Consider the following 21,294-nt stretch of genomic DNA (forward strand, 5'->3'; position numbering starts at 1 on the left):
ATGCCGGTTTTATATCCATTTTATTTCTATACAAATGTAACGAATTTAAATTCAAATCCCTATCTTTGCCCTACAAAAACATAGATGAATATGAAAATAGCATTAATTGGTTACGGCAAGATGGGCCGTATGATTGAGCAGATTGCATTGAGCAGAGGACACGAAATTGTAAGCATCATTGATATTGACAATCCTCAGGATTTTGATTCGGAGGCATTCCGCAGTGCCGATGTGGCGATAGAGTTTACCGCGCCTCATGTGGCCTACGATAACTATCTGAAAGCCTTCAAACACCATGTAAAAGTGGTTTCCGGTTCTACCGGATGGCTTGAGGAGCATGGCGATGACGTGCGCCGCATGTGCCGTGAAGAAGGACAGACCCTGTTCTGGAGTTCCAACTTCAGTCTGGGAGTTGCTATCTTCAGCGCTGTGAACAAGTATCTGGCCCGCATCATGAACCGTTTCCCGGAATATGAGGTGAAGATGGAAGAAGTGCACCACATCCATAAGCTCGACGCACCGAGCGGAACCGCCATTACTCTGGCCGAAGGCATTTTGAGTGAGCTGGACCGCAAGGACAAATGGGTGAAAGGCACCCTGCTGGCTCCGGACGGTACTTTGAGCGGCAGCGACGAGTGTCAGCCGTCCGAGTTCCCGATCGACAGCATCCGTCGGGATGAGGTTCCGGGCATTCACTCCATTTCTTACGACAGTGAGGCCGACAAGATTACCATCACACACGATGCTCACAACCGCAAGGGATTCGCCTTGGGCGCTGTGCTGGCTGCCGAATACACGGCAAACCACACCGGACTGCTCACGATGGACGATCTTTTCCAGTTCTAAAAGCCAACTAACCTCAAGAAGATAAACATCATGAAAAGAAAGAATCAGAAACCGACCAAGGCGCAGTGGATCAAAATGAGCGTGGTGTGCCTGCTCTACATTGCCTTTCTGATCTGGATCAGAAGCTGGTGGGGCGTGATCGTGCTGCCGTTCATTTTCGATGCCTATATCACCAAGAAAATACGCTGGACCTGGTGGAAGGATGCCGAAAATCCCGTTACCCGCACCGTGATGAGCTGGGTAGACGCTATTGTCTTTGCTTTGGTTGCGGTATATTTTGTGAATATCTATTTCTTCCAGAACTATACCATCCCTTCTTCTTCGCTGGAGAAATCCCTGCTTGTGGGCGATTATCTGTTTGTGAGCAAGATGAGTTACGGACCGCGCGTGCCGCAAACGCCGCTTTCCATGCCGCTCACCCAGCACACCATGCCTATTCTGGGTACCAAATCCTACAGCGAGTGGCCCCAGTGGGAGTATAAGCGTGTCAAGGGAGGCAAGGTACAGCTGAACGACATAGTCGTGTTTAACTATCCGGCCGGAGATACCGTGTCGCTCAATCCGAACTATCAGGCTGTGTACTACCGCCTGTGCTACGGCTACGGTCGTCAGATTTACGACCAGATGATTGCTCCGGTGCCGGTGCTTGACTCACTGCCCGTGATGCAGCAGCGTTCCTATCTGCTTCAGTTCTATGAACTGGGACGCCAGTATGTGGCGCAGAATCAGGCCGAGTTTGGTGAGGTTACCTGGCGCCCGGTGGACCGTCGTGAGAATTATGTGAAGCGCTGTGTGGGATTGCCCGGACAGACGCTCCAGATTAAAGATCACATTGTTTATCTGGACGGAAAACCGAATAAAGAGCCCGATAATGTGCAGTATAACTACCGCATCAGCCTGAAACAGAATATTCCCGACGAACTGGTTCGCGAACTGGGACTCAGTCAGGAAGACCTTCAGGGAGCCGCACAGCGTGGTGGCGTGATGCCGCTCACCCAGCATGCCTATGACGTTCTGTCCAAACGCAAGGATATTGTAGAAAGCATCGCTTACGAGCCGGCCAACGATACCGAGGGTATCTACCCCTGGAATCAGGCAACCGGATGGACCAGCGACAACTACGGTCCGGTATGGATTCCGGCCAAGGGCAAGTCTATCGACCTCACTCCGGAGAACATTGCCGTTTATGAGCGCCCGATCCGTGTGTACGAAGGCAATGACCTGCAGGTGAAGGAAGACGGAAAGATCTACATCAACGGTAAGGAAGCCAAGAGTTATACCTTCAAGATGGACTACTACTGGATGATGGGTGACAACCGTCACAATTCCGAAGATTCCCGTTACTGGGGATTTGTGCCCGAGGATCATGTAGTCGGCAAACCGATTATCATCTGGCTGTCGCTCGACAAAGACCGCGGATGGTTTGACGGACATGTACGCTGGAACCGCCTCTTCCGTCTGGTAGATAATATCAAATAAGCAGAAACAAGAATTATGACCGAAGAAAAAGACACCGTATGGCTCACAACCGCTTATTGGGCCCCGGTGCAATATTATACCAAACTGTTCCGTTATCCCCGTGTGGTGACGGAACAGTTTGATCATTATACGAAGCAGACTTACCGGAACCGCTGCGTGATTGCCGCGCCCGACGGACCGTTGGCACTGACGGTGCCTACCGTGAAATACGAAGGACTGAAATGCCCCATGAAGGACATCCGCATTTCCGACCACGGCAACTGGCGCCATCTGCATTGGAACGCGCTGGAATCGGCCTACCGCAACAGCCCGTTCTTTGAGTACTATGCCGATGATTTCCGCCCGTTCTATGAGAAAAAGTGGGATTTCCTGTTGGATTTCAATCTGGCCATTCAGGACACGGTGTGCCGCCTGATTGACCTTCAGCCTCAGATGAGTCGTTCCGACCAGTTCCTCGACGAAAATTGCGGTCCGGCAGAAGATTGCCGTTTCCTGATCCAGCCGCGTGTTCCGGCCGAGCAGGACGCCCATTTCCGAGCCGTACCGTATTATCAGGTATTCGCCGAAAGAAACGGTTTCCTGCCCAATCTGAGCATTGCAGACCTGCTCTTCAATATGGGACCGGAAAGCCTTCTGGTACTTCGCGACTGCTGTCAGTAAAGAAAAAAAAATCGCTCCACGAAACAGTTGGAAAAGCTGTTTCGTGGAGCGATTTTTCGTTTGTTTCAAATCATCACGGCAGTGCGATCTGGTTCAGTGTATTTCTCCAGTAATCCTTTACGGCCTTCCATTCATAATAAGGAGCCGTTTTCGATTTTATCGGTAGCGTGGCTTCCCGCTCGTTCAGCAGGATTTTTACCAGAATATTGCCTTTTGCATTCTTGTAGAATACCATCTGAATGTTGCCGCACATCGGGATAATCTGATAAGTGCGGTAAGTATCGGCAATTTTTTGCCAATCGGCAGTCTCGGTACGGAGGCGGTTCAACCCCATCAAGGTTGCCAGTGGAGCCAGATTGGTGTCGTGGCCGAAGCGCAGGCTCACCAGCTTGCAGGAATGATTGATAACCGAGTCGGCCGTTTCGATGAAGTTGTTCAGCAGATTCTTTTCCAGATAATACATGTGTCCTCCGCTCAGTGGCGAAGCTCCTTTTTCGTAATACCATTCAAAGTTGTTCCGTTGCCACATGTCGTATGCTTCCTCCTGAGAGAACAGAAAGTCCAGTCCCTGCTGGTTGTCGTAGCTCTGACTGATTCCGTGCAATTCGAACAGATCGGCCATAAACTTGCGGGTGTCCGGAATATGTTGCTGCACAAAATCCGCTTTGCGGAACAGTTCTTTCAGGATTCTTTCCGGATGAATGTAAATGCTGTCCGCCATCCGATATACCGAGTCCATATGGACGAGATTCTGTTGTTCGTAGGCTTCGTTCTCGTATTTGATATAATACAGGTCGGCATTGCTGCTTTCCGTGGTGACATTCAGCTTTGGATTCAGCCCTTTCAGTTCCACACAGGCGGCCGCCATGGATAGAAAGGCGCGGGTCTTATAGGTAGACCGGGCGTCGACGTGCACTCCGTCGGCAAACACTTCCGGATAGTTCCGGAACATTCTCTGAATCAGTTCGCGGTGCTGACGCGCTCCCTTTTCGGTCAGTTCCCCGTAACGCCCCTTGGCGCGGTCATAAAGTTCTGTGGCAATCTTCAGAGTCTTTTCCCCTGTCGGAGTCAGCATCTGAGCCTTTTCTGCGTCCCACAGAATCTGGAGCGGTTCGGTATATTTCTTCTCCTTGGTAAGATGACGGGAGCCATGACGGGCAAAAGAAGACAGATAAAAGGCTTTATAGCCCGCTGGAGGCGCTGTTTGTGCTGTGGCGGGGGCTTGATAGGCAAAATATTTTCCCGCGCTCAGAAGCGGGTTTTTCTCAATATCCTCGCGTGCGGTCTGTGCCGGTGCATTCCAGATGCAGCAGGTGAGGGCAAATAAAAGTACGGCTCTTCTCATATTCTGTTATTCCTAAAAAAATCTTGTCTGCAAAGGTAGTGTTTTCTGCATGCCGCCGGTTTTTTCGTTTCTTTTTTTCTTCACGCCGTTTTTCGCTGTTATACCATTGTAACCGGTTTGTTTTATCAATTAAATAAATCATCTCAATGATTTTCTAAAAACATCACAATCATTTTTTCCAATCATCCTGATGATTTTTCAGAAGCTTCATGGAGATAAGAAAATTCTGTGTTTTTTATATAAAATAAATATTTTCTCCGTTTTACTTGTTTATAATTTTCTTTTGTCTTAGATTTGCCGTCTCACCATTTGAGTGGCGGGAGTAAATATGTTTTATTTTTAAAATGAACGACTATGAAAAAATTTTTCTTTTTATTGGCGAGTGGTATGCTGTTGGGTTCTTCCGTGGCTCAGGCACAGTATAAGGCTGAGGCAAACACCTGGTCTGTTGAAATGAACTATTCGCCCGGCGGTGCAGACAACGGACGCTTTGATTTGCAGAAATACGGTGCACGGGTCCGTTATCACATGAGCAATAATCTGGCCCTGCGTTTTAATGTGGGTATCGGTACCAGCAGCGACATCAGCACCACTTATTTCAAGGACTCTAATGACAAGGAGTATGAATCAGATGCCAAGGTCTTTGTAAACAAGTTCTCTTTCATGCCGGGTCTGGAGTATCACTTTGACAAGTTCGAGCGCGTATCTCCATTTATCGGAGGTGAACTGGGATTCATTGCCGGAAATACCGGAAACAAGACCGACAATACACGGAATGACAATTACACGGTAGAAAAGACTCCGTTCTTCGGTTTTGGCATTAATTTCATTACCGGTTTTGATGTGTATGTGTGCAAAGGTCTTTATCTCGGTGCCGAATTGGGCTTGGGATATGAATATAACAGCACAGGCCGCAAGAATACCGAGGTTTCCAATGGAAATACTGTAGAGAATGAAGACGGTAATTCAGCTTCATCAAGTCATGATTTCGGATTTAACGTGAATCCTTCCATACGAATTGGTTGGAACTTCTAGGCAGATTCTTTTCCTGATTTAATATAACAAAAAGCCATGATTCTCGCAAAATGGGATATTTCGTGAGAATCATGGCTACTTTTTATGGTTTTATTCAGGGCGGTTCTTGCCGATGTGCTGGGCCACCGTATAGGCCGTGGTCCAGGCTGCCTGCAGATTGAACCCTCCGGTGATGGCATCAATATCGAGCACCTCGCCGGCAAAGAACAGGCCCGGACAGTGTTTGCTCTCCAGAGTCTGGTGCGATACGGCATTCAGACTGATGCCTCCGCAGGTGACAAATTCCTCGCGAAAACTGCCTTTGCCGCTCACTTCATACGTATCCGAGGTGAGCAGGGTGACCAGCCGGTTGATGCTTTTCTTGCCCGTTTCCCCCCATTTCTTGTCGGGAGTGAGTCCGGCTTTTTCGATCAGATGGTTCCAGAGTCGCTGGGGCAGCAGATAAGGACGGATGCTGGCCAGTTGTTTCTGGGCATGCTGGTTCTGGATGTGTTTCAGCTCTTCGGCAACACGCTCGGTATTGTTTTCTTCGATCCAGCACACCTGCAACGGAAAACGGTAGCCGTTTTCGTGAATCCAGCGGGCTGCGTAGGACGACAGTTTCAGAATGGCCGGACCGCTCATGCCCCAGTGCGTAAAGAGCAGGGCGCCCTGGCTTTTGAATTTGGTGCCCGGAATCCAGGCCGTGGCTTCCTCTACAACGATACCCATAAGCTGATGGGCTGCTTCGTTTTTGATATTAAACGTATAAAGCGAAGGTACGGGAGCCTCGGTTTCGTGTCCCAAAGTCTCCAGATAAAGCAGGTCTTTGGGGAGCGGTGCTCCACCCGAAGTGATGGCCACACGGTCCACGCAGCAGGGAGCTATGTCGGCCGAGGTAAAGGACAGTCGGAAGGTGCCGTCCTCGAGATGCTCTATCCGGCTCACTTCATGGCGTGTCCGGATTTCCGTCCCATTCTTCTGTGCTTCTCTTTTCAGGCAAAGGATGATGGACTCCGAGTCCTGTGAAACTGGAAACACACACTGGTCTTCTTGGGTGGTGAGCCTCACACCTCTGTCTTCAAACCACTGGTAGGCATCCTCATAGTCGAAAGTCTTGAACAGCTTCTTCATGAGCCGGTGGCCGCGCGGATAGGCATGCACCAGGTCTTTGATTTTGGCAAAAGAGTTGGTCAGGTTGCACCTTCCTCCTCCCGAAACCTTTACCTTGGCCAGCACTTTGGCGGCTTTCTCAAAAATGATGACTTGTGTGTCCGGATTGCTTTTCCGGATATTGGCAGCCAGAAAGAATCCGGCGGCTCCTCCGCCGATGACGGCGATTCTGGTTGTAGCCATGAACAGTAATGCTTTTGATGGTTTTTATTCGAAAATCAGGATGCTGAGCTTGTCCGGAGCAAACAGTTCGCAGGCCACCTGATGCAGTTCCTGTGCCGTGAGCGCGTCGATCTTCCGGTAGAGCGCTTCGCGGTCGCGAATGATATGATAATGCAGATAGGTCTTGCCCGAAGCCAGTGCCACATTCTCAAAATTATCATACGACACACCGATCTGTCCCTTGATCTGACGCTTGGCTGCTGCCAGCGCACGGTCGCTGATCGGTGCGCGGGTCCACCGTTCCAGCTCTTTCTGGATGAGGCGTACGCAGCGCTTCACGTCGTGCGGGTCGCAACCGAAATATACGCTCCAGATACCCGTATCGGTATAGCTCGTCATATTGCTTTCCACGGTGTAGACCAGTCCGTTGTTTTCCCGCAGGATGATGTTGAAACGCGAGCTCATTCCCGGTCCGCCCAAAATATTGTTCAGCAGATACAGTGCGATGTGACGCGGGTCGCGGGCACTGTAAGCGCGGGTACCCATCATGACGTGTGCCTGGTGTGTATCTTTGTTTTTGGTGATGCGGGCTGCCTGATAGGGGGGCAACGGCATTGGTTCGGTTGGGGCAACCGGCTGTTGGTTTTCCTGCTGGAACAGGTAAGGATACAGCGGACTTTCCGGACCGAGCGAACTGCTTACCTGGGCGATGGCCTTGTTCAGGGTGTCTACGACCTTCTTTCCGGGTATCTGTCCGTAAAGGAAGAACACCATGTTTTCCGGACGGTAATTGCGCCGGATGAATTTCTGTACGTCCTCCGAGCGGAACTGGCGCAGCTTGTCGGCTTCGCCCAGAATGTTTCGTCCCAGAGGATGCCCCTGAAAGATGATATTCTCAAATTCATCGAAAATCAGTTCGGCCGGTGAGTCGTTGTAACTTTCAATCTCATCAATCACCACTTCCACCTCCTTGTTCATCTCATTTTCCGGGTAAGTGCTGCCCAGTACGATATCGGTCAGAATCGTGGCCGCCTTGGGGAAATGTTCCTTCAGAAAGGTGGCATAATAAATGGTTTCCTCCTTTCCGGTATAGGCATTCAGATCGCCGCCAACCGACTCCATGTAGTTGATAATCTGACGCGAACTTCGGTGGTGCGTTCCCTTAAAGGTGAGATGCTCACAGAAATGGGCCATACCGCTTTCGTGAGGCAGTTCATCGCGAGTGCCGGCCTTGATGGCTATACCGCAATAGACCACATTGGTGATGGAAGGGATGGCCACCACACGCATGCCACAAGGCAGTGTGGTGGTGAATATATCGGTTGCTGATGTTTCTTGAGTCATGATGTTTCTTGTTTTATCTGGTGCAAAAATAGGAAAATTGCGCCAATCTTTAATTGCCGATTTCAAAAGAAGCCCGAATCAGAGCGGCCATTTTATAGGTACCGTTCGTGTTGATGCAGTGCAGTGCCGGTTGCAGAGACAGATATTCGCACACCGGAAGAGTGGTGGTCAGCTCTATGTCTGTTTCCCGGCCATCGCTCATCAGCACGCGGTTTACGGCCAGTCCGACTTGCGCTTCCATATTTCCGAGGCGGTTGCATACCAGTCCGGCTCCCCAGTAATGGCTGCAATAGCTGCTTTCCTTTGGGGCAATGCTTCCTTGCAGCATCAGTCCCAGTCCGCTTTTGCCGATGGTGCAGAGTTCCTGTTCGGCCAGCAGCCACAAAGCATATTGGAACGGTTTTTCCGGCTTCCCGGTATCTTCGTTTTCCATGCTCGAGTTGCTTAGTCCCGCTCCCAGAGAATAGGTATAGCGCTCCTGGTCGGAATACTGTATGCTGGTGATGTTTACCACTCCGTCGCCTTTCGGACAGAAACGGAACTGATGGTCCAGACGGTCGTCGGCCATACCGTTATAGAGAGTTTCCTTGATGGTCAGTTTCTCTATGGGCTGGTATTCAAGATGAAGCGCCAAGGCGGCTACAGGGGCCGTGGCTACAGGAAAATTGTAGGCCAGGGTAGGGAAACTGGTATGGGATGAATTGGTAAAAAGACTGGTGTAGGGTGAATTAAAACAGTCGAGATCATTATTATGCAGTCCAAGAGAAACCAGTCCTTTGTCGCCCAACTGCTGCGACAATTCGAACTGCATCAGTCGGAATGCCTTGTTGGCTCCAATGGTAATGTTGGAAAACCACTGCAAGTCTCCGAGCACCGGATTATGATATTCGTACGTGGCAATGGCATCCATGTTGAGCGATCCGCCTTTCCATAAGCCGATTTCCGCTCCGGCTTCTATATAGTTGGCCCATCCGACGCGGCCGTCACTGATGTTCCAGGGCATTTCCGTAGTAACGGAAGCATACCAGGATACGCGTGGTGCCGAAGCGGTATCGGCTGCAAGAGAATCGGGCAAGGATTGCGGATTCTCTTGTGCTGAGGTTACAGACCATGTCATAACAGAAAGACAGAAAGCAAGGCATCTGAAAATGCCTTGCTTTGTACGTGTGATAAAATTCATTTGTAGTGTTTCTTTATTTTATAGTGAATCAAACTTTTCCTAGAGGAACAGGGCCAGACGGTAGACCACAAAGGCTACGACATAAGCCAGACCAGTGGTGTATCCGGCGGTAATCAGGGCCCATTTCCATTTGCCGCTTTCTCCGGCGATGGCCGCTATCGTGGCCAGACAGGGGAAATAAAGCAGGGCAAATACCATATAGCCCAGAGCTGCTTCGGGGGTGGTGTGGGTCTGCAGGGCAGAAGCCAGTCTCGTCTGAGAAGCTTCTTCAACAGAACCGGCCTCAGAGTCTCCTTCCGGACTGTTGTAGAGTACGCCCAAACTGGTAACCATCAGCTCTTTGGCTCCTACGCCAGCCATGATACCGACACCCATGCGCCAGTCATAACCCAACGGTTTGATAACCGGTTCGATGGCGTGTCCTATCTGTCCCATCAGGGATTGTTCCTGTGCTTCGGCCGGACTCATCTCGCGGTCAGGGCGCGGGAAATAGCCCAAGGCCCAGATGACGATGCTGGCAACCAGAATGATGCCTCCCATCTTGTGCAGATACTGGCGGCCTTTCTCCCAAGTGTGGCGGAACACACCCTTCCAGTTCGGAAGGCGGTAGGGAGGAATTTCCATCACAAAGTGTGTATCCTGTTCGGGATGATAAATACGGTTGAACACCCACGCTACAAGCACGGCCATCAGTAATCCGAACAGATAAAGGCCGAACATTACCCAACTGGCATAGGCCGCAAAGAACGCTCCAGCAAAGACCACATATACGGGGATACGTGCGCTGCACGACATCATCGGAATGACCAGCATGGTTACCAGACGGCTCTTATGGTTTTCAATGGTGCGGGTAGCCATGACCGCCGGCACGTTACAGCCGAATCCCATCAGCATCGGGATGAAAGACTTGCCATGCAGTCCCAGGCGGTTCAGAATCGGATCGGCCAGCATGGAGGCACGGGCCAGATAACCGGAGTCTTCCAATATAGTAATGAAGAAGTACAGAATCAGAATATTGGGCAGGAATACGATGACACTGCCCACACCGCCTATGATTCCGTCAATGATCAGGTCGCGCAGCGGACCTTCGCCCATATTGCCTTTGAGCAGGTCGCCCACCCAGGAAATGCCCTGGTCAATCCAATCTGACGGATAAGCTCCGATTACGAAAGTGGCCCAGAATATGAACCACATCAGGACAAAAAAGAGGGGATAGGCCACCCATTTGCTGGCAAAAATGCGGTCCAGCAGGGTTGTCGTCCGGTCGGCTTTGCCTTTCTTTCGTTGGTAGACGTCCTGAAGCAAGGCACGGATGCGTGCATAGCGCATGGCATCATCTTCCTCGCGCTGTTTGCAGGGGCATGCTTCATGGTGCCCATGAGTTGGCGTTTCAAAGGAGTGTTGGCATTCTTTTGGCTTCTCTTTGGTGCAGGAACGGTTTTCCACACACGAAGCCTGCTGTTGGTCGGCCAGTTTGATGGCCTCCTCAATCAAGGTGTCAATGCCTCGTTTGCTGCGGGCTACCGTGGGGATCAGACGCATATCCAGTTTCTTTTCCAGCGCCGGAATATCAATAATACTTTGGCTCTTTTCGACCTCATCAAACATATTCAAGGCACCGATCAACGGCAGATTGCGCTCTTTGAGCTGCATGGTGAGCAGCAGGTTGCGTTCCAGATTCGTGGCATCGAGCACATTGATTACGGCATCAATCTTTCCGGTTTCCAGTTCGTGGGCCACGTAAGCCTCTTCCGGACTGAAAGCACGAAGCGAGTAAGTGCCGGGCAAGTCCACAAAACGAATCTGTCGTCCCTTAAACTCAATACTGCCGATGACACTGCTCACCGTAACGCCACTGTAGTTTCCGGTGCGTTCATGCCCGCCGCTGGCTGCGTTGAACAGAGATGTTTTTCCGCAGTTGGGGTTACCGACGAGTGCCAGGGTCACCACATCGTGACTGTGTTCAAAGGTTGATTGGACTTTTTTCCTGCTTTCACAAGCGCAATGAGATGCTTTGTCGTGTATCTGAAAAGGGGAGTTTGGAGTGTGGATGGAGGCAGAGATGCTTTCCTGATCCGGAATCTCGTCAGCATGACGTACTACTTCGATGCTGGCAGCTTCCTGACTGCGGAGAGCTACCTTACTGCCCATGATTTCAAAAACAATGGGATTGCCGATGGGCGATGCGAACAAACGTTTTACCTGTTGTCCTTTGACAAATCCCATTTCTCCCAATCGGGCGCGGAATGAACCGCTTCCTTCTATTTGAGCGATGAAAACACATTCATCGTTTTTGACTTCTGTTAATTTCATTCTGCTGAATTTATTTTCCGGATGCAAAATTACTCTTCTTTATACAGATAGCCAATACCTTGATTAGTGATTTTTAAAAAAAGAAGAACAAAAGAGGGTCGTAAAAATCACTATTTTTGGGTATAAAAAAATATGATCTCTTCTCAGAGACCATATTCTAGGCTTTTTAATTTCAAAATGTACTAATACTAAACTAATAAAATGGTTATTATGGTTCATCACGAATCATATTCTGGAAGAACGTCGGTTCTGCGTTAGGGAGGTATAATCCCGAAGTCAGAATACGTTTTCTTCCAGTCAGAAAGTTTTTCTTTCCGACGTTGCAAAGTTAAGGCCTGTCCGGTTTGGTTGCAATACTTAAATTGTATGATTTTCTTCATTCGGTTTCTACCTGTTTTTGTGGCAGATAGAGCTCTCTGTTGGTTGCTTCCTTGAAAAATACTTAGATGTAGTGATTGTTTCTTTGGCCGATTTTAATTTTCTTTGCACCGTAAAAAATAAACAAGGTGATATGACGGAAAAATATAAGGAAACAGACAAGATGAGTGACATCATTTGCGACGATTATCGTCTGTTGCAGGTGATCAGCCGTTTTGGATTGACATTCGGATTTGGCGACCAGACCGTGACCACGGCCTGCGCTTCCAATGGCGTGGATACCATGACCTTTCTGGCTGTGGTCAATTTTATCAAGTCTAACGGAAGAGTCAACGTTGGCGATGTGGTGGAAACCATTTCTGTGGCGGCCATGACCAAGTATTTGTCGCAGTCGCATACCTATTTTGTTGATTTCCGAATACCTGCTATCCGTCGTAAGCTCATAGAAAGTATTGACTGTTCGGCCCGTAACCAGATTGCCTTTCTCATTCTGAAATTCTATGATGAGTTTGCTGCCGAAGTATCCCGACACATGGAATATGAAGACAAATACATCCATACTTATGTGGAAGGACTGCTTGCCGGTAAACTTTCGGAGACGGGAGTGAACATCAATGTGCTGGAAGAAAAGCATCATGATAATCATGCTCAGATAGACAAAAGCCTGGGCGAGTTGAAAAGTATCATCATCAAATATTATCCCAGCGACAGCAACGGACAGTTGCTGAACGAAGTACTGATGGATTTGTATATGTTGGAGGAAGATCTTTTCAACCATTGCCAGATGGAGGATACGCTTTATATTGAGGCTGTCCGGAAGTTGGAAAAGGATTGTGCCCTGCGTGCGGAGACCTTGCAGGCCCAGGAAGAGGAAAGCGGGCAAACGGACAATGCAGGAACAGATTCGCTGAGTGATCGCGAACGGGAGGTGATTGTCTGTGTCGTCAAGGGGCTTTCGAATAAGGAAATTGCCGAAAAGCTTTTCATTTCTGTCAATACGGTCATGACCCACAGAAGGAACATCAGTCGCAAACTGCAGATTCATTCTCCGGCCGGACTGACCATATACGCCATTGTCAATGGGCTGATTAATCTGGAAGATGTAAAACTCTGATTCTATTTTTATTCATTTAACAGACAAAGTTGCGCTTTTTGAAAGGAAAAGTGCAACTTTGTTTGTTATGAAACATATTGGTGTATTTTGTGCTGCTTCGCAGAGACTGGAGGCAGCCTATTATGATGAAGCCCTGCGTGTGGGCCGGAAAATCGGTCAGATGGGATGGGCGTTGGTTTACGGAGGAGCCAATTCCGGTTCCATGGAGTGTGTGGCGCAAGGAGTGCACGAAGCGGGAGGAACCGTTGTGGGAGTGGTTCCGCGCATATTGGAGACCAAGCGTCGCGCCAGTGCGTATATCGACCAGCTGGTTCCGTGTACGGATTTGAACGACCGGAAACAGATTATGATTGAGCAGAGCGATGTGCTTCTCGCTTTGCCCGGGGGCGTGGGAACTTTGGATGAGATCTTTACTTTGATGGCAGCCGACAGCATCGGATATCAGAAAAAACCGATTGTCCTGTATAATGAATCCGGATTCTGGAACTCGTTGCTGGCATTGCTTGAGGAGTACGACAGAAAGTCGTTTATCAATGTCCCTTGCCAAAACTATCTGCGGGTCGTTGCTTCGCTTGAGGAACTGGAAACGCTGATGGCAGACTATACCAAGGCTGTTCCGGGTGCTTAGCTTGTAGTTTTCGGAAGATTGCTTCCTGATATGGATTCTTTTTGTTTACTTTGCATATCTATTTACAGATTCTATGGATTTATTGAAAACCTATACAGATTCAAGAGGTTGTCTGACCATTGCCGAAGTGGGGCGAGAGGTGCCTTTTGAAGTGCAGAGAATATATTGGATTTATCAGGTTCCCGAAGACAAAAGCCGGGGAATGCATGCCAACAAGATATCTTATCAGTATCTGATAGCCGTGCACGGCACGGTGGAAATCTGTCTGGAGAATGCGCAGGAGAGAAAGCATTATCTGCTGGATTCGCCCGACAAGGGACTGCTGGTGCCGCCGCTGACCTGGAATGAACTGCTGAAATTTTCCGATGATGCTGTGCTGCTTGTCATGGCCTCTCATCCCTATGAGCCCGAGACGTATATCAACTCTTATGAAGTGTTTCAGAAAATCGTGCATCCAGTAGCTGAATGATTTATGGAGAAAGCGTGGCTTTTAGAACCTTATTCGTCTGAGAAAAGACAGTTGTGGAATGATTTTGTAAACGGATCGCGTAATGCCATTTTCCTGTTCTACAGAGAATATATGGACTATCACGCCGACCGCTTTCAGGATCATTCTTTGTTATGTTATCAGGGCGGCAAGCTCATGGCGCTTTTGCCGGCCCATTTGAGCGGAAGCACTTTTGCTTCGCACAACGGGCTTACGTTTGGAGGTTTTCTGATTCAGGACAGCATGACCGCGCAAAGTATGCTCGAACTGTTTCAGGCTGTGGTGGATTATCTGAAGCAGCGCGGAGATGTGGAAACCTGGTGCTATCGTCCCATTCCATATATCTATGCCCGTTATCCCAGTCAGGAGGACTTGTATGCCCTGTTCCGCCTGGGAGCTGTCTTGAAACAGCGGAAGATATCCTCGGTGATTCCTTCGGAAAATGCTTTAGGATTCAGTACCCTCCGGAAAAGAAAAGTAAAGAAAGCCAGTCAGGAACAGTTCTGTCTGCTTCAGGATGAGGGCTGGGCTGCATTCTGGGCTGTGTTGCGGGAGAATCTGCAAGACCGTCATCAGGCCACTCCGGTACATACTTTGGACGAGATTCTGCTGCTGCATCAGCGTTTTCCACAGAACATTCTGTTGTATCGGGTGTGCGATACGGCGGGACAGACCGTAGCCGGCACGGTGCTCTATGTGTCGCAATGCGCCGTTCATGTGCAGTATATCGCCTCTACGGACTGTGGACGACAATGCGGGGCCGTGGATTTCCTTTTCGACCGGTTGATTCATGAACACTTCCGGAGCAAGAAATATTTCGATATGGGCACATCGGTAGAGCAGGGAGGATGGTTCCTCAACGAGGGACTGATCTTTCAGAAAGAAGGTATGGGCGGCCGCGCTGTGGTATATGATATGTATGAACTGCCAATAAGAACAACAACACGATGATAGATTATCTGGACTTAAAAAAAATCAATCACTCTTTTGAACCGGAACTGTCGGAAACCGTAGGAAGGATTGTCCGTTCGGGCTGGTATTTGCTTGGTGAAGAAAACAAAGGTTTTGAACGGGAGTTTGCCGATTACTGCGGAACAGCCGGTTGTGTGGCTGTGGGCAACGGACTGGATGCCCTGACACTGATTTTCATGGCTTACTGTTCGTTGGGACTGATGCAGCCGGGCGACGAAGTGATTGTTCCTGCCAATACTTATATTGCTTCCATACTGGCCGTGCAGCGTGCCGGTCTGAAGCCTGTGCTTTGCGAACCCGAATGGGAGACCTGTAATATTGATCCAGAGCGGATTGAAGCATTGATTACTGAAAAGACCAAGGCTATTCTGGTGGTTCATCTGTATGGCCGGGCATGCCACATGCCCAAAATAAAGTCTTTGGCGGCGAAATATGCCCTGAAGATTGTGGAAGACTGTGCGCAGGCCCATGGAGCACGGGACGGCGGTGTGCGTGTGGGTGCTTTGGGAGATGCTGCCGGATTCAGTTTCTATCCGGGCAAGAATCTGGGAGCGCTTGGCGATGCCGGTGCCGTGACTTCAGATGATGAGGCCTTAATCGACCGGGTGCGTGTGCTGTCCAACTACGGTTCCTCCAAGAAATATGTGCATCCTTTCCGTGGGGTCAACAGCAGAATGGATGAGTTGCAGGCCGCTGTCTTGCGCCTGAAATTGAAACGGTTGGATCAGGATAACGAGAAACGTAAGCAAGTAGCGTTGCGTTATCTTCAGGGAATCCGTCCTTCGTCCGGACTGTGTCTTCCTGCGTTTGATGATCCGGAGGCACATGTATTCCATATTTTTACGGTGTTCTGTGCGCAGCGCGATGCCTTGCAAGCCTTCTTGAAAGAACGCGGAATCCAGACATTGATCCATTATCCGATTCCGCCTCACCGGCAGGATTCCATGACCGAGTTTGCGGCCTGTTCGCTGCCCATTACGGAGCGGATACATCGCGAAGAGCTCAGTCTGCCTATTTCTCCGGAGATGAGCGAAGAAGATATCCGTTGTGTGATTGACGCCATCAACGAATTTCTGGATCAGGTTGCCTTTTAAAGGCAACTGAGATCCAGTTTCGGGTCAATACTGTTATGAATACTCTGGCAAACATTGGCGGCGAAGTAAAGTCCGCAGTTTACCAGTTTTTCCCATTGATGGTTTTCCATTTGCAGTAAATCTTCCTTCTTGATGCCATAACGCATCAGTCCGTAAACGAATCCTGCGTTGAAATTGTCTCCGGCCCCTATGGTACTGACCGTCTTTATCGGCGTTATGGGAAAAGCCAAAACCCGGTCGGGCAGACACACCTTCAGTTCTTTATTGGCATTGGTGCAGATAAATACCGGGCAATAAGGAGCGATTTTTTCCTTATAGATTACCTCAGCCTCTCTGGTTCCATACATAATCTCAAAATCATCGGCCGATCCGCGTACAATGCTTGCCAGAGTGAAATTTTCCTGAATGGCCGGAGTCAAAGCCTCCAGTTCCTGCTGATGACTTTTTCTGAAATTGATGTCGTAATAAACCATTCCGCCGGCCTCTTTGTTGGCATGCAGCAGTTGTTTTACCTGCGCTCTCAGGTTCGGGCAGATAGCATAGTAAGAACCCAGAACCAGAATATCCTCTTTCTGAAAATCGGGGATGCAGAAGTTGTCGTTCGGTTTGGGCTTGTCTTTATAAAAAACGTATTGTGCGTCGTTTTTCTCGTTCAGATAAGCCAGAGACACCGCGGTGCGGATATCCTTTCGGGTGGTGAAATAATCGGTGCTGACCTGATTCTCTTTCAGGAATGCCGCAATCTGGTCGCCCACGGCATCTTCGCCGGTTTCGCCTAAAAAGAAAGCCGGAACACCGGCTCTTCCCAAAGAAATGATACAGTTAAAAGAAGATCCGCCGGGCACGGCTGCTATCGGCTGGTTGTTTTTAAACAGAATGTCCAGTATGGTTTCACCGGCACAAATCACTTTACGCATATTCTAGTTTTTAGTTTGTTTTATCAAGGAAAGTGATGCAATATTCGCAAAAAATACGGAGTTTTGCAAGTGCAAAACTGCAAAAACGGGTTCTTATCCGATGCGATTGTGCAGTTCTTTCCGGATAAATTCTTGTTTTTTGAGCGGGGATATGATATTTTTGTACCGTAATCTCTATGAAATTCTGAATAACTAATCAATCAATACCATGAAACGCGGAAGAAATTTTTGCTTTTTACTTTTTTTGTTCTCCCTACCGTTGGCAGCTTATGAAACCCCCACTATGGGCTGGAGCTCCTGGAATACCTATCGGGTAAATATCAGCGAAGAAGCCATCAAGAAGCAGGCTCAGGCCATGTACGACAAAGGCTTGGGCAAAGCCGGATACCAATACATCAATATTGATGACGGTTACTTTGGAGGCAGAGATGCTGCCGGAAATTTATTGATTCATCCCACCCGTTTCCCGAACGGCCTGAAACCCGTTGTCGATTTTATTCACGGCCTGGGCTTTAAGGCCGGCATTTATTCGGATGCCGGCAGAAATACCTGTGGCTCTTTCTGGGATGCCGATAAAATAGGAGTAGGAGTGGGCATGTATGGACACGACCAGCAGGATGCGGATTTCTTCTTCAAGGAGTTGGACTTTGATTTTATCAAGGTGGATTTTTGTGGGGGAGACCCGGGGCAGAATACAGAGAAACTGGATCTGAACGAACAGGAGCGGTACACAGCCATTAGTCGGGCTGTAGAAAAGACCGGAAAGAAGAATGTCCGGATGAATGTTTGCCGCTGGGCTTTTCCCGGTACCTGGGTGCACGATGTGGCCACTTCGTGGCGTATTGATGCCGACATCAACATGTCTTGGGGGGCTGTGAAGAGAATCATTGGCAGAAACCTGTATATGTCGGCCTATGCCACCGAGGGAAAGTTCAATGATATGGACATCATGGAAGTGGGGCGCGGCCTTTCGGAAGAGGAGGACAAGACCCATTTTGGCATGTGGTGCATCATGAGCTCTCCTTTGATGATCGGGTGCGACATGACCCAAATAAGCGATAAAACGCTTGCCTTGCTGACCAACAGCGAACTGATTGCCTTGAATCAGGACCCGTTGGCCATACAGGCCGAGGTGGTGGAGAAACAGGGCAACTCTTATGTTTTGGTGAAGGATGTGGAGACACGCTTCGGAAAGGCCCGTGCCGTTGCCTTTTACAATTCCGGAGATATCGGCCAGACAATCCATATTGATTTGAAGAAGTTGGGACTGGGAGGAAAGGTACAGGTGCGTGATCTTTATGCGCATGCCAATTTGCCGCAGGTGACAGATTCCCGTTTTTCGGTCGAGGTTCCGGCACACGGTACCCGCATTTACCGCATGGAGGCCGAGGAGCGTCTGGAACAAAGCAGATATGAAGCCGAAAATGCCTGGCTGGAGCAGTATTCGGCCATCGAGCCCGGAGATTTTGCCCGTGTCATCAGCGATGCAAACTCTTCTTCGGGAGCTTATGTCGGTTATCTGGGGGATATCGACCGGGAAGACAACTATATGGAGTGGCGCACGGTGTACAGCAAAAACGGAGGCAAATATACCTTGAGAATTGCTTTTGCCAGTGCCGAGGAGCGCAACCTGAGCGTGAAGATCAACGGCAGAAAAACATACACTTTGTCCCGCCTGCGTTCGGCAGGATGGAACGATATCGCTTTTGCCGAAATTGTCGTGAAACTCCGTCCCGGAAAGAATACCATCCGTCTGTTTCAGAAGGGCGGAGCAGCTCCCAATATAGACTATATCGAGCTTCGCGGTGGGGCAAAAAACTAAGGAACGCCTCCTCTTTTATTGTTTTCGAAACACAAAAAACTTGAAAACAGGGTTTGGGCTCGGGTAATGTCTTCTTTTTTAGCTACCTTTGCACTGAATTTTTAATAAGATACGTATTTTGAAAACATTTGAAGAGCTTGGAGTTTCTGAGGAAATCCGTAAAGCTATTGAAGAACTGGGGTATGAGCACCCCATGCCGGTACAGGAGGAAGTGATTCCTTACTTGCTGGGAGTGAATAATGATGTCGTTGCCCTGGCGCAGACAGGTACAGGAAAAACCGCTGCCTACGGTTTGCCTGTTTTACAGAAGATTGATCCCAGCCGCACCGATACGCAGGCTGTTATTTTGTCTCCAACCCGTGAGTTGTGTCTTCAGATTGCCGACGATCTGGAGGCGTATTCCAAATATTTGCCGTCAGTACGCGTGCTGCCCGTTTATGGCGGTACGAACATTGAGTCGCAGATACGCACCCTGAAGAAAGGCGTGCAGGTCATTGTGGCTACTCCCGGTCGTCTGATCGACCTGATGGAGCGCGGAGCCGCTTCTTTGGGACAGGTGGAGAATGTGGTTCTGGATGAGGCCGACGAGATGCTTTCCATGGGATTTTCGGAGAGTATAGATACCATTCTGGCCGGAATTCCCGAGAATCACAACACGCTGCTTTTCTCGGCCACGATGAGCAAGGAGATTGAGCGTATCTCCAAGAAATATCTGCGCCATGCGCAGGAGATTGTAGTGGGCTCGCGCAACGAAGGTGCCGAGACGGTGAACCATGTCTATTATATGGTGCATGCCCGCGACAAATATCTGGCCTTGAAACGCGTGGTGGACTATTATCCCAAGATTTATGCCATTATCTTCTGCCGCACCCGTATGGAAACGCAGGAGATTGCCGATAAGCTGATTCAGGACGGATATAATGCCGAGGCCCTGCATGGCGAACTGTCGCAGCAGCAGCGTGACCTGACGATGCAGAAGTTCCGTCAGCACCGTGTGCAGTTCCTGGTGGCCACTGATGTGGCTGCCCGCGGACTCGATGTGGAGGACCTGACTCACGTCATCAACTACGGTATGCCCGATGATACGGAGAGTTATACGCACCGAAGCGGACGTACAGGACGCGCAGGAAAGAAAGGTACCAGCATCTGCATCATCAACACCCGTGAATGTGCCAAAGTGCGCGAGGTGGAGAAGATTATCGGCAAGAGCTTTGTCAAGGAAGAGTTGCCGAGCGGAAAGGACATCTGTGCCAAACAGTTGTATAAGGTGATTGACGACATTGAGCGTGTGGAGGTGGACGAGGAAGAGATCGAACAGTTCCTGCCCGAAGTATATCGCAAACTGGAGTGGCTGGATAAAGAAGAGCTGATCAAGCGCGTTGTGAGCCGTGAGTTCGGTCGCTTCCTGCAATATTATGCCAACGCTCCGGAGATTGAAGAGCCGGCCGAGAAAGCCAAGGGAGAGAAGGGCAAAGGCAAGCGTGGCCGCAATGCCGAAGAAGGATTCACCCGTCTGTTCCTGAACCTGGGCAAGCTGGACGGTTTCTATGCCAAGGAAATCATGAAACTGGTCAATGACCATGTGAAGGGAAAGGTCGAAGTGGGCCGTATCGACCTGATGAAGAGTTTCTCTTTCTTTGAGGTGGCCGAGGAAGAAGCCGACCGGGTAATTTCCGGTCTGTCCAAGGTACAGGTAAAGGGACGCAAGGTAGTTGTGGAAGTGGCTTCCAGCGACGAGAATGCAGACGATTCTTCTAAACGCAAGAGAAAGCGCAAGGACGACAATCGTGACAAGGAGACCCGTCGCGGCGAGAAAAAGGCGCGTGCCGACCGTAAGGAAGAACCAAAGGCCAAGGAGCGCAAGAAAGATAAAAAGGAAAAGCCTTCGCGCGAGGAGCGCGGATATACCGCACCGCGTGGAAAGAAATATACTAAGGATGACTGGAAACAGTTCTTCTCGGGAGGAAACTCATCGGATGAGCTGGTAGGCGAGGAGCCGGATTTTTCGGAAGAAGGCTGGGCCAGAAGATATCCTAAAAAGAAATAGTCTGCCTGACTATTCTTTTCAGTAAAGCAATAAAAGGGGCTGTACCGGTATGCACGGTACAGCCCCTTTTGTTGCTTTTTATTACTTCTTCTGTTTCCGGGAAACATTTGCACGGCAACAAAAAGAAAAATCATTTCGATGATTTCCGAAAACCATCGAAATGATTTTTCTTTTTGATCAGGATGTTTTTTCAGAATCTTCGGCAGAAAAGCTCAGAATGTATAATGTGCTGTTTCTGAAAGGCTTGTTTGGATAAGTGACCGATTAGGCCCGGAGGCCGATTCTGTAAGTATCTTTTTGGATGACAAATAAAAAAAGT

17 protein-coding genes are annotated in these 21,294 nt (G+C 49.3%); 11 read left to right on the top strand and 6 right to left on the bottom strand.

Annotated features, from left to right (window positions below; translation table 11 throughout):
- Window positions 1–90: 90 nt before the first annotated feature.
- The 3 genes from dapB to DXA74_RS05780 are packed head-to-tail and all read left to right on the top strand — an operon-like array spanning window position 91 to window position 2,985.
- On the top strand, window positions 91–846 hold the full coding sequence (gene dapB / locus DXA74_RS05770) for a 4-hydroxy-tetrahydrodipicolinate reductase (protein WP_118525877.1): 756 nt from the start codon (window positions 91–93) through the stop codon (window positions 844–846).
- A gap of 30 nt (window positions 847–876) precedes the next feature.
- Complete coding sequence (locus DXA74_RS05775; protein ID WP_118525830.1) at window positions 877–2,325, top strand: S26 family signal peptidase; 1,449 nt, start codon at window positions 877–879, stop codon at window positions 2,323–2,325.
- Window positions 2,326–2,340: 15 nt separating this feature from the next.
- The gene (locus DXA74_RS05780) at window positions 2,341–2,985 is read left to right on the top strand and encodes a WbqC family protein (RefSeq protein ID WP_118525831.1); all 645 of its coding nucleotides are present in this window, start codon (window positions 2,341–2,343) and stop codon (window positions 2,983–2,985) included.
- A gap of 73 nt (window positions 2,986–3,058) precedes the next feature.
- Here the strand turns inward: DXA74_RS05780 and DXA74_RS05785 are convergent, their stop codons facing one another.
- Entirely contained in the window at window positions 3,059–4,330 is a 1,272-nt protein-coding gene (locus DXA74_RS05785) for a histidine-type phosphatase (RefSeq protein WP_118525832.1), read from the bottom strand.
- A 354-nt stretch (window positions 4,331–4,684) separates the two neighbouring features.
- Between DXA74_RS05785 and DXA74_RS05790 the strand changes: the two genes are divergently transcribed.
- Window positions 4,685–5,365: a BT1926 family outer membrane beta-barrel protein gene (locus tag DXA74_RS05790; protein WP_118525833.1), complete on the top strand. Its 681-nt coding sequence runs from the start codon at window positions 4,685–4,687 to the stop codon at window positions 5,363–5,365.
- Between the two features lie 90 nt (window positions 5,366–5,455).
- On the opposite strand, the gene DXA74_RS05795 is transcribed toward DXA74_RS05790, so the two are convergent.
- From DXA74_RS05795 to feoB, 4 genes are all read right to left on the bottom strand, one after another.
- A complete protein-coding gene (locus tag DXA74_RS05795; protein ID WP_118525834.1) occupies window positions 5,456–6,700 on the bottom strand; it encodes an NAD(P)/FAD-dependent oxidoreductase in 1,245 nt (414 codons plus the stop codon).
- A 24-nt stretch (window positions 6,701–6,724) separates the two neighbouring features.
- The gene (locus tag DXA74_RS05800) at window positions 6,725–8,023 is read right to left on the bottom strand and encodes a pitrilysin family protein (RefSeq protein WP_233550466.1); all 1,299 of its coding nucleotides are present in this window, start codon (window positions 8,021–8,023) and stop codon (window positions 6,725–6,727) included.
- Window positions 8,024–8,072: 49 nt separating this feature from the next.
- The gene (locus DXA74_RS05805) at window positions 8,073–9,140 is read right to left on the bottom strand and encodes a carbohydrate porin (RefSeq protein ID WP_147401041.1); all 1,068 of its coding nucleotides are present in this window, start codon (window positions 9,138–9,140) and stop codon (window positions 8,073–8,075) included.
- A 102-nt stretch (window positions 9,141–9,242) separates the two neighbouring features.
- Window positions 9,243–11,516, bottom strand: a complete 2,274-nt coding sequence (feoB, locus tag DXA74_RS05810; protein WP_118525879.1) for a ferrous iron transport protein B — start codon at window positions 11,514–11,516, stop codon at window positions 9,243–9,245.
- Window positions 11,517–12,027: 511 nt separating this feature from the next.
- Between feoB and DXA74_RS05815 the strand changes: the two genes are divergently transcribed.
- From DXA74_RS05815 to DXA74_RS05835, 5 genes are all read left to right on the top strand, one after another.
- Window positions 12,028–13,008, top strand: a complete 981-nt coding sequence (locus DXA74_RS05815) for a helix-turn-helix transcriptional regulator (RefSeq protein ID WP_118525880.1) — start codon at window positions 12,028–12,030, stop codon at window positions 13,006–13,008.
- 67 nt (window positions 13,009–13,075) lie between these two features.
- Window positions 13,076–13,636 (top strand): TIGR00730 family Rossman fold protein, encoded by a 561-nt coding sequence (locus DXA74_RS05820; protein ID WP_118525836.1) that lies wholly within the window; start codon window positions 13,076–13,078, stop codon window positions 13,634–13,636.
- A 73-nt stretch (window positions 13,637–13,709) separates the two neighbouring features.
- A complete protein-coding gene (locus tag DXA74_RS05825) occupies window positions 13,710–14,105 on the top strand; it encodes an FdtA/QdtA family cupin domain-containing protein (RefSeq protein WP_118525837.1) in 396 nt (131 codons plus the stop codon).
- A 3-nt stretch (window positions 14,106–14,108) separates the two neighbouring features.
- Window positions 14,109–15,074: a GNAT family N-acetyltransferase gene (locus DXA74_RS05830; RefSeq protein WP_118525838.1), complete on the top strand. Its 966-nt coding sequence runs from the start codon at window positions 14,109–14,111 to the stop codon at window positions 15,072–15,074.
- Window positions 15,071–16,189 (top strand): DegT/DnrJ/EryC1/StrS aminotransferase family protein, encoded by a 1,119-nt coding sequence (locus DXA74_RS05835; RefSeq protein ID WP_118525839.1) that lies wholly within the window; start codon window positions 15,071–15,073, stop codon window positions 16,187–16,189. The genes DXA74_RS05830 and DXA74_RS05835 overlap by 4 nt, the downstream gene beginning before the upstream one ends.
- On the opposite strand, the gene DXA74_RS05840 is transcribed toward DXA74_RS05835, so the two are convergent.
- Window positions 16,186–17,106 carry a carbohydrate kinase gene (locus DXA74_RS05840; protein ID WP_118525840.1) on the bottom strand — a complete coding sequence of 307 codons (921 nt, stop codon included), beginning with the start codon at window positions 17,104–17,106 and terminating at the stop codon, window positions 16,186–16,188. The genes DXA74_RS05835 and DXA74_RS05840 overlap by 4 nt on opposite strands.
- Before the next feature lie 208 nt (window positions 17,107–17,314).
- Between DXA74_RS05840 and DXA74_RS05845 the strand changes: the two genes are divergently transcribed.
- A complete protein-coding gene (locus DXA74_RS05845) occupies window positions 17,315–18,928 on the top strand; it encodes an alpha-galactosidase (RefSeq protein ID WP_118525841.1) in 1,614 nt (537 codons plus the stop codon).
- 118 nt (window positions 18,929–19,046) lie between these two features.
- Window positions 19,047–20,975 carry a DEAD/DEAH box helicase gene (locus tag DXA74_RS05850; protein ID WP_118525842.1) on the top strand — a complete coding sequence of 643 codons (1,929 nt, stop codon included), beginning with the start codon at window positions 19,047–19,049 and terminating at the stop codon, window positions 20,973–20,975.
- Window positions 20,976–21,294 lie beyond the last annotated feature (319 nt).

The organism is Bacteroides sp. OF04-15BH (genome assembly GCF_003477995.1).
Lineage (GTDB): Bacteria > Bacteroidota > Bacteroidia > Bacteroidales > Bacteroidaceae > Paraprevotella.

What these genes read in the sequence shown, in the direction of transcription:
- dapB (WP_118525877.1), top strand. Translation starts at nt 91, where the DNA reads ATGAAAATAGCATTAATTGGTTACGGCAAGATGGGCCGTATGATTGAG.
- DXA74_RS05775 (WP_118525830.1), top strand. Translation starts at nt 877, where the DNA reads ATGAAAAGAAAGAATCAGAAACCGACCAAGGCGCAGTGGATCAAAATG.
- DXA74_RS05780 (WP_118525831.1), top strand. Translation starts at nt 2,341, where the DNA reads ATGACCGAAGAAAAAGACACCGTATGGCTCACAACCGCTTATTGGGCC.
- DXA74_RS05785 (WP_118525832.1), bottom strand. Translation starts at nt 4,330, where the DNA reads ATGAGAAGAGCCGTACTTTTATTTGCCCTCACCTGCTGCATCTGGAAT.
- DXA74_RS05790 (WP_118525833.1), top strand. Translation starts at nt 4,685, where the DNA reads ATGAAAAAATTTTTCTTTTTATTGGCGAGTGGTATGCTGTTGGGTTCT.
- DXA74_RS05795 (WP_118525834.1), bottom strand. Translation starts at nt 6,700, where the DNA reads ATGGCTACAACCAGAATCGCCGTCATCGGCGGAGGAGCCGCCGGATTC.
- DXA74_RS05800 (WP_233550466.1), bottom strand. Translation starts at nt 8,023, where the DNA reads ATGACTCAAGAAACATCAGCAACCGATATATTCACCACCACACTGCCT.
- DXA74_RS05805 (WP_147401041.1), bottom strand. Translation starts at nt 9,140, where the DNA reads ATGACATGGTCTGTAACCTCAGCACAAGAGAATCCGCAATCCTTGCCC.
- feoB (WP_118525879.1), bottom strand. Translation starts at nt 11,516, where the DNA reads ATGAAATTAACAGAAGTCAAAAACGATGAATGTGTTTTCATCGCTCAA.
- DXA74_RS05815 (WP_118525880.1), top strand. Translation starts at nt 12,028, where the DNA reads ATGACGGAAAAATATAAGGAAACAGACAAGATGAGTGACATCATTTGC.
- DXA74_RS05820 (WP_118525836.1), top strand. Translation starts at nt 13,076, where the DNA reads ATGAAACATATTGGTGTATTTTGTGCTGCTTCGCAGAGACTGGAGGCA.
- DXA74_RS05825 (WP_118525837.1), top strand. Translation starts at nt 13,710, where the DNA reads ATGGATTTATTGAAAACCTATACAGATTCAAGAGGTTGTCTGACCATT.
- DXA74_RS05830 (WP_118525838.1), top strand. Translation starts at nt 14,109, where the DNA reads ATGGAGAAAGCGTGGCTTTTAGAACCTTATTCGTCTGAGAAAAGACAG.
- DXA74_RS05835 (WP_118525839.1), top strand. Translation starts at nt 15,071, where the DNA reads ATGATAGATTATCTGGACTTAAAAAAAATCAATCACTCTTTTGAACCG.
- DXA74_RS05840 (WP_118525840.1), bottom strand. Translation starts at nt 17,106, where the DNA reads ATGCGTAAAGTGATTTGTGCCGGTGAAACCATACTGGACATTCTGTTT.
- DXA74_RS05845 (WP_118525841.1), top strand. Translation starts at nt 17,315, where the DNA reads ATGAAACGCGGAAGAAATTTTTGCTTTTTACTTTTTTTGTTCTCCCTA.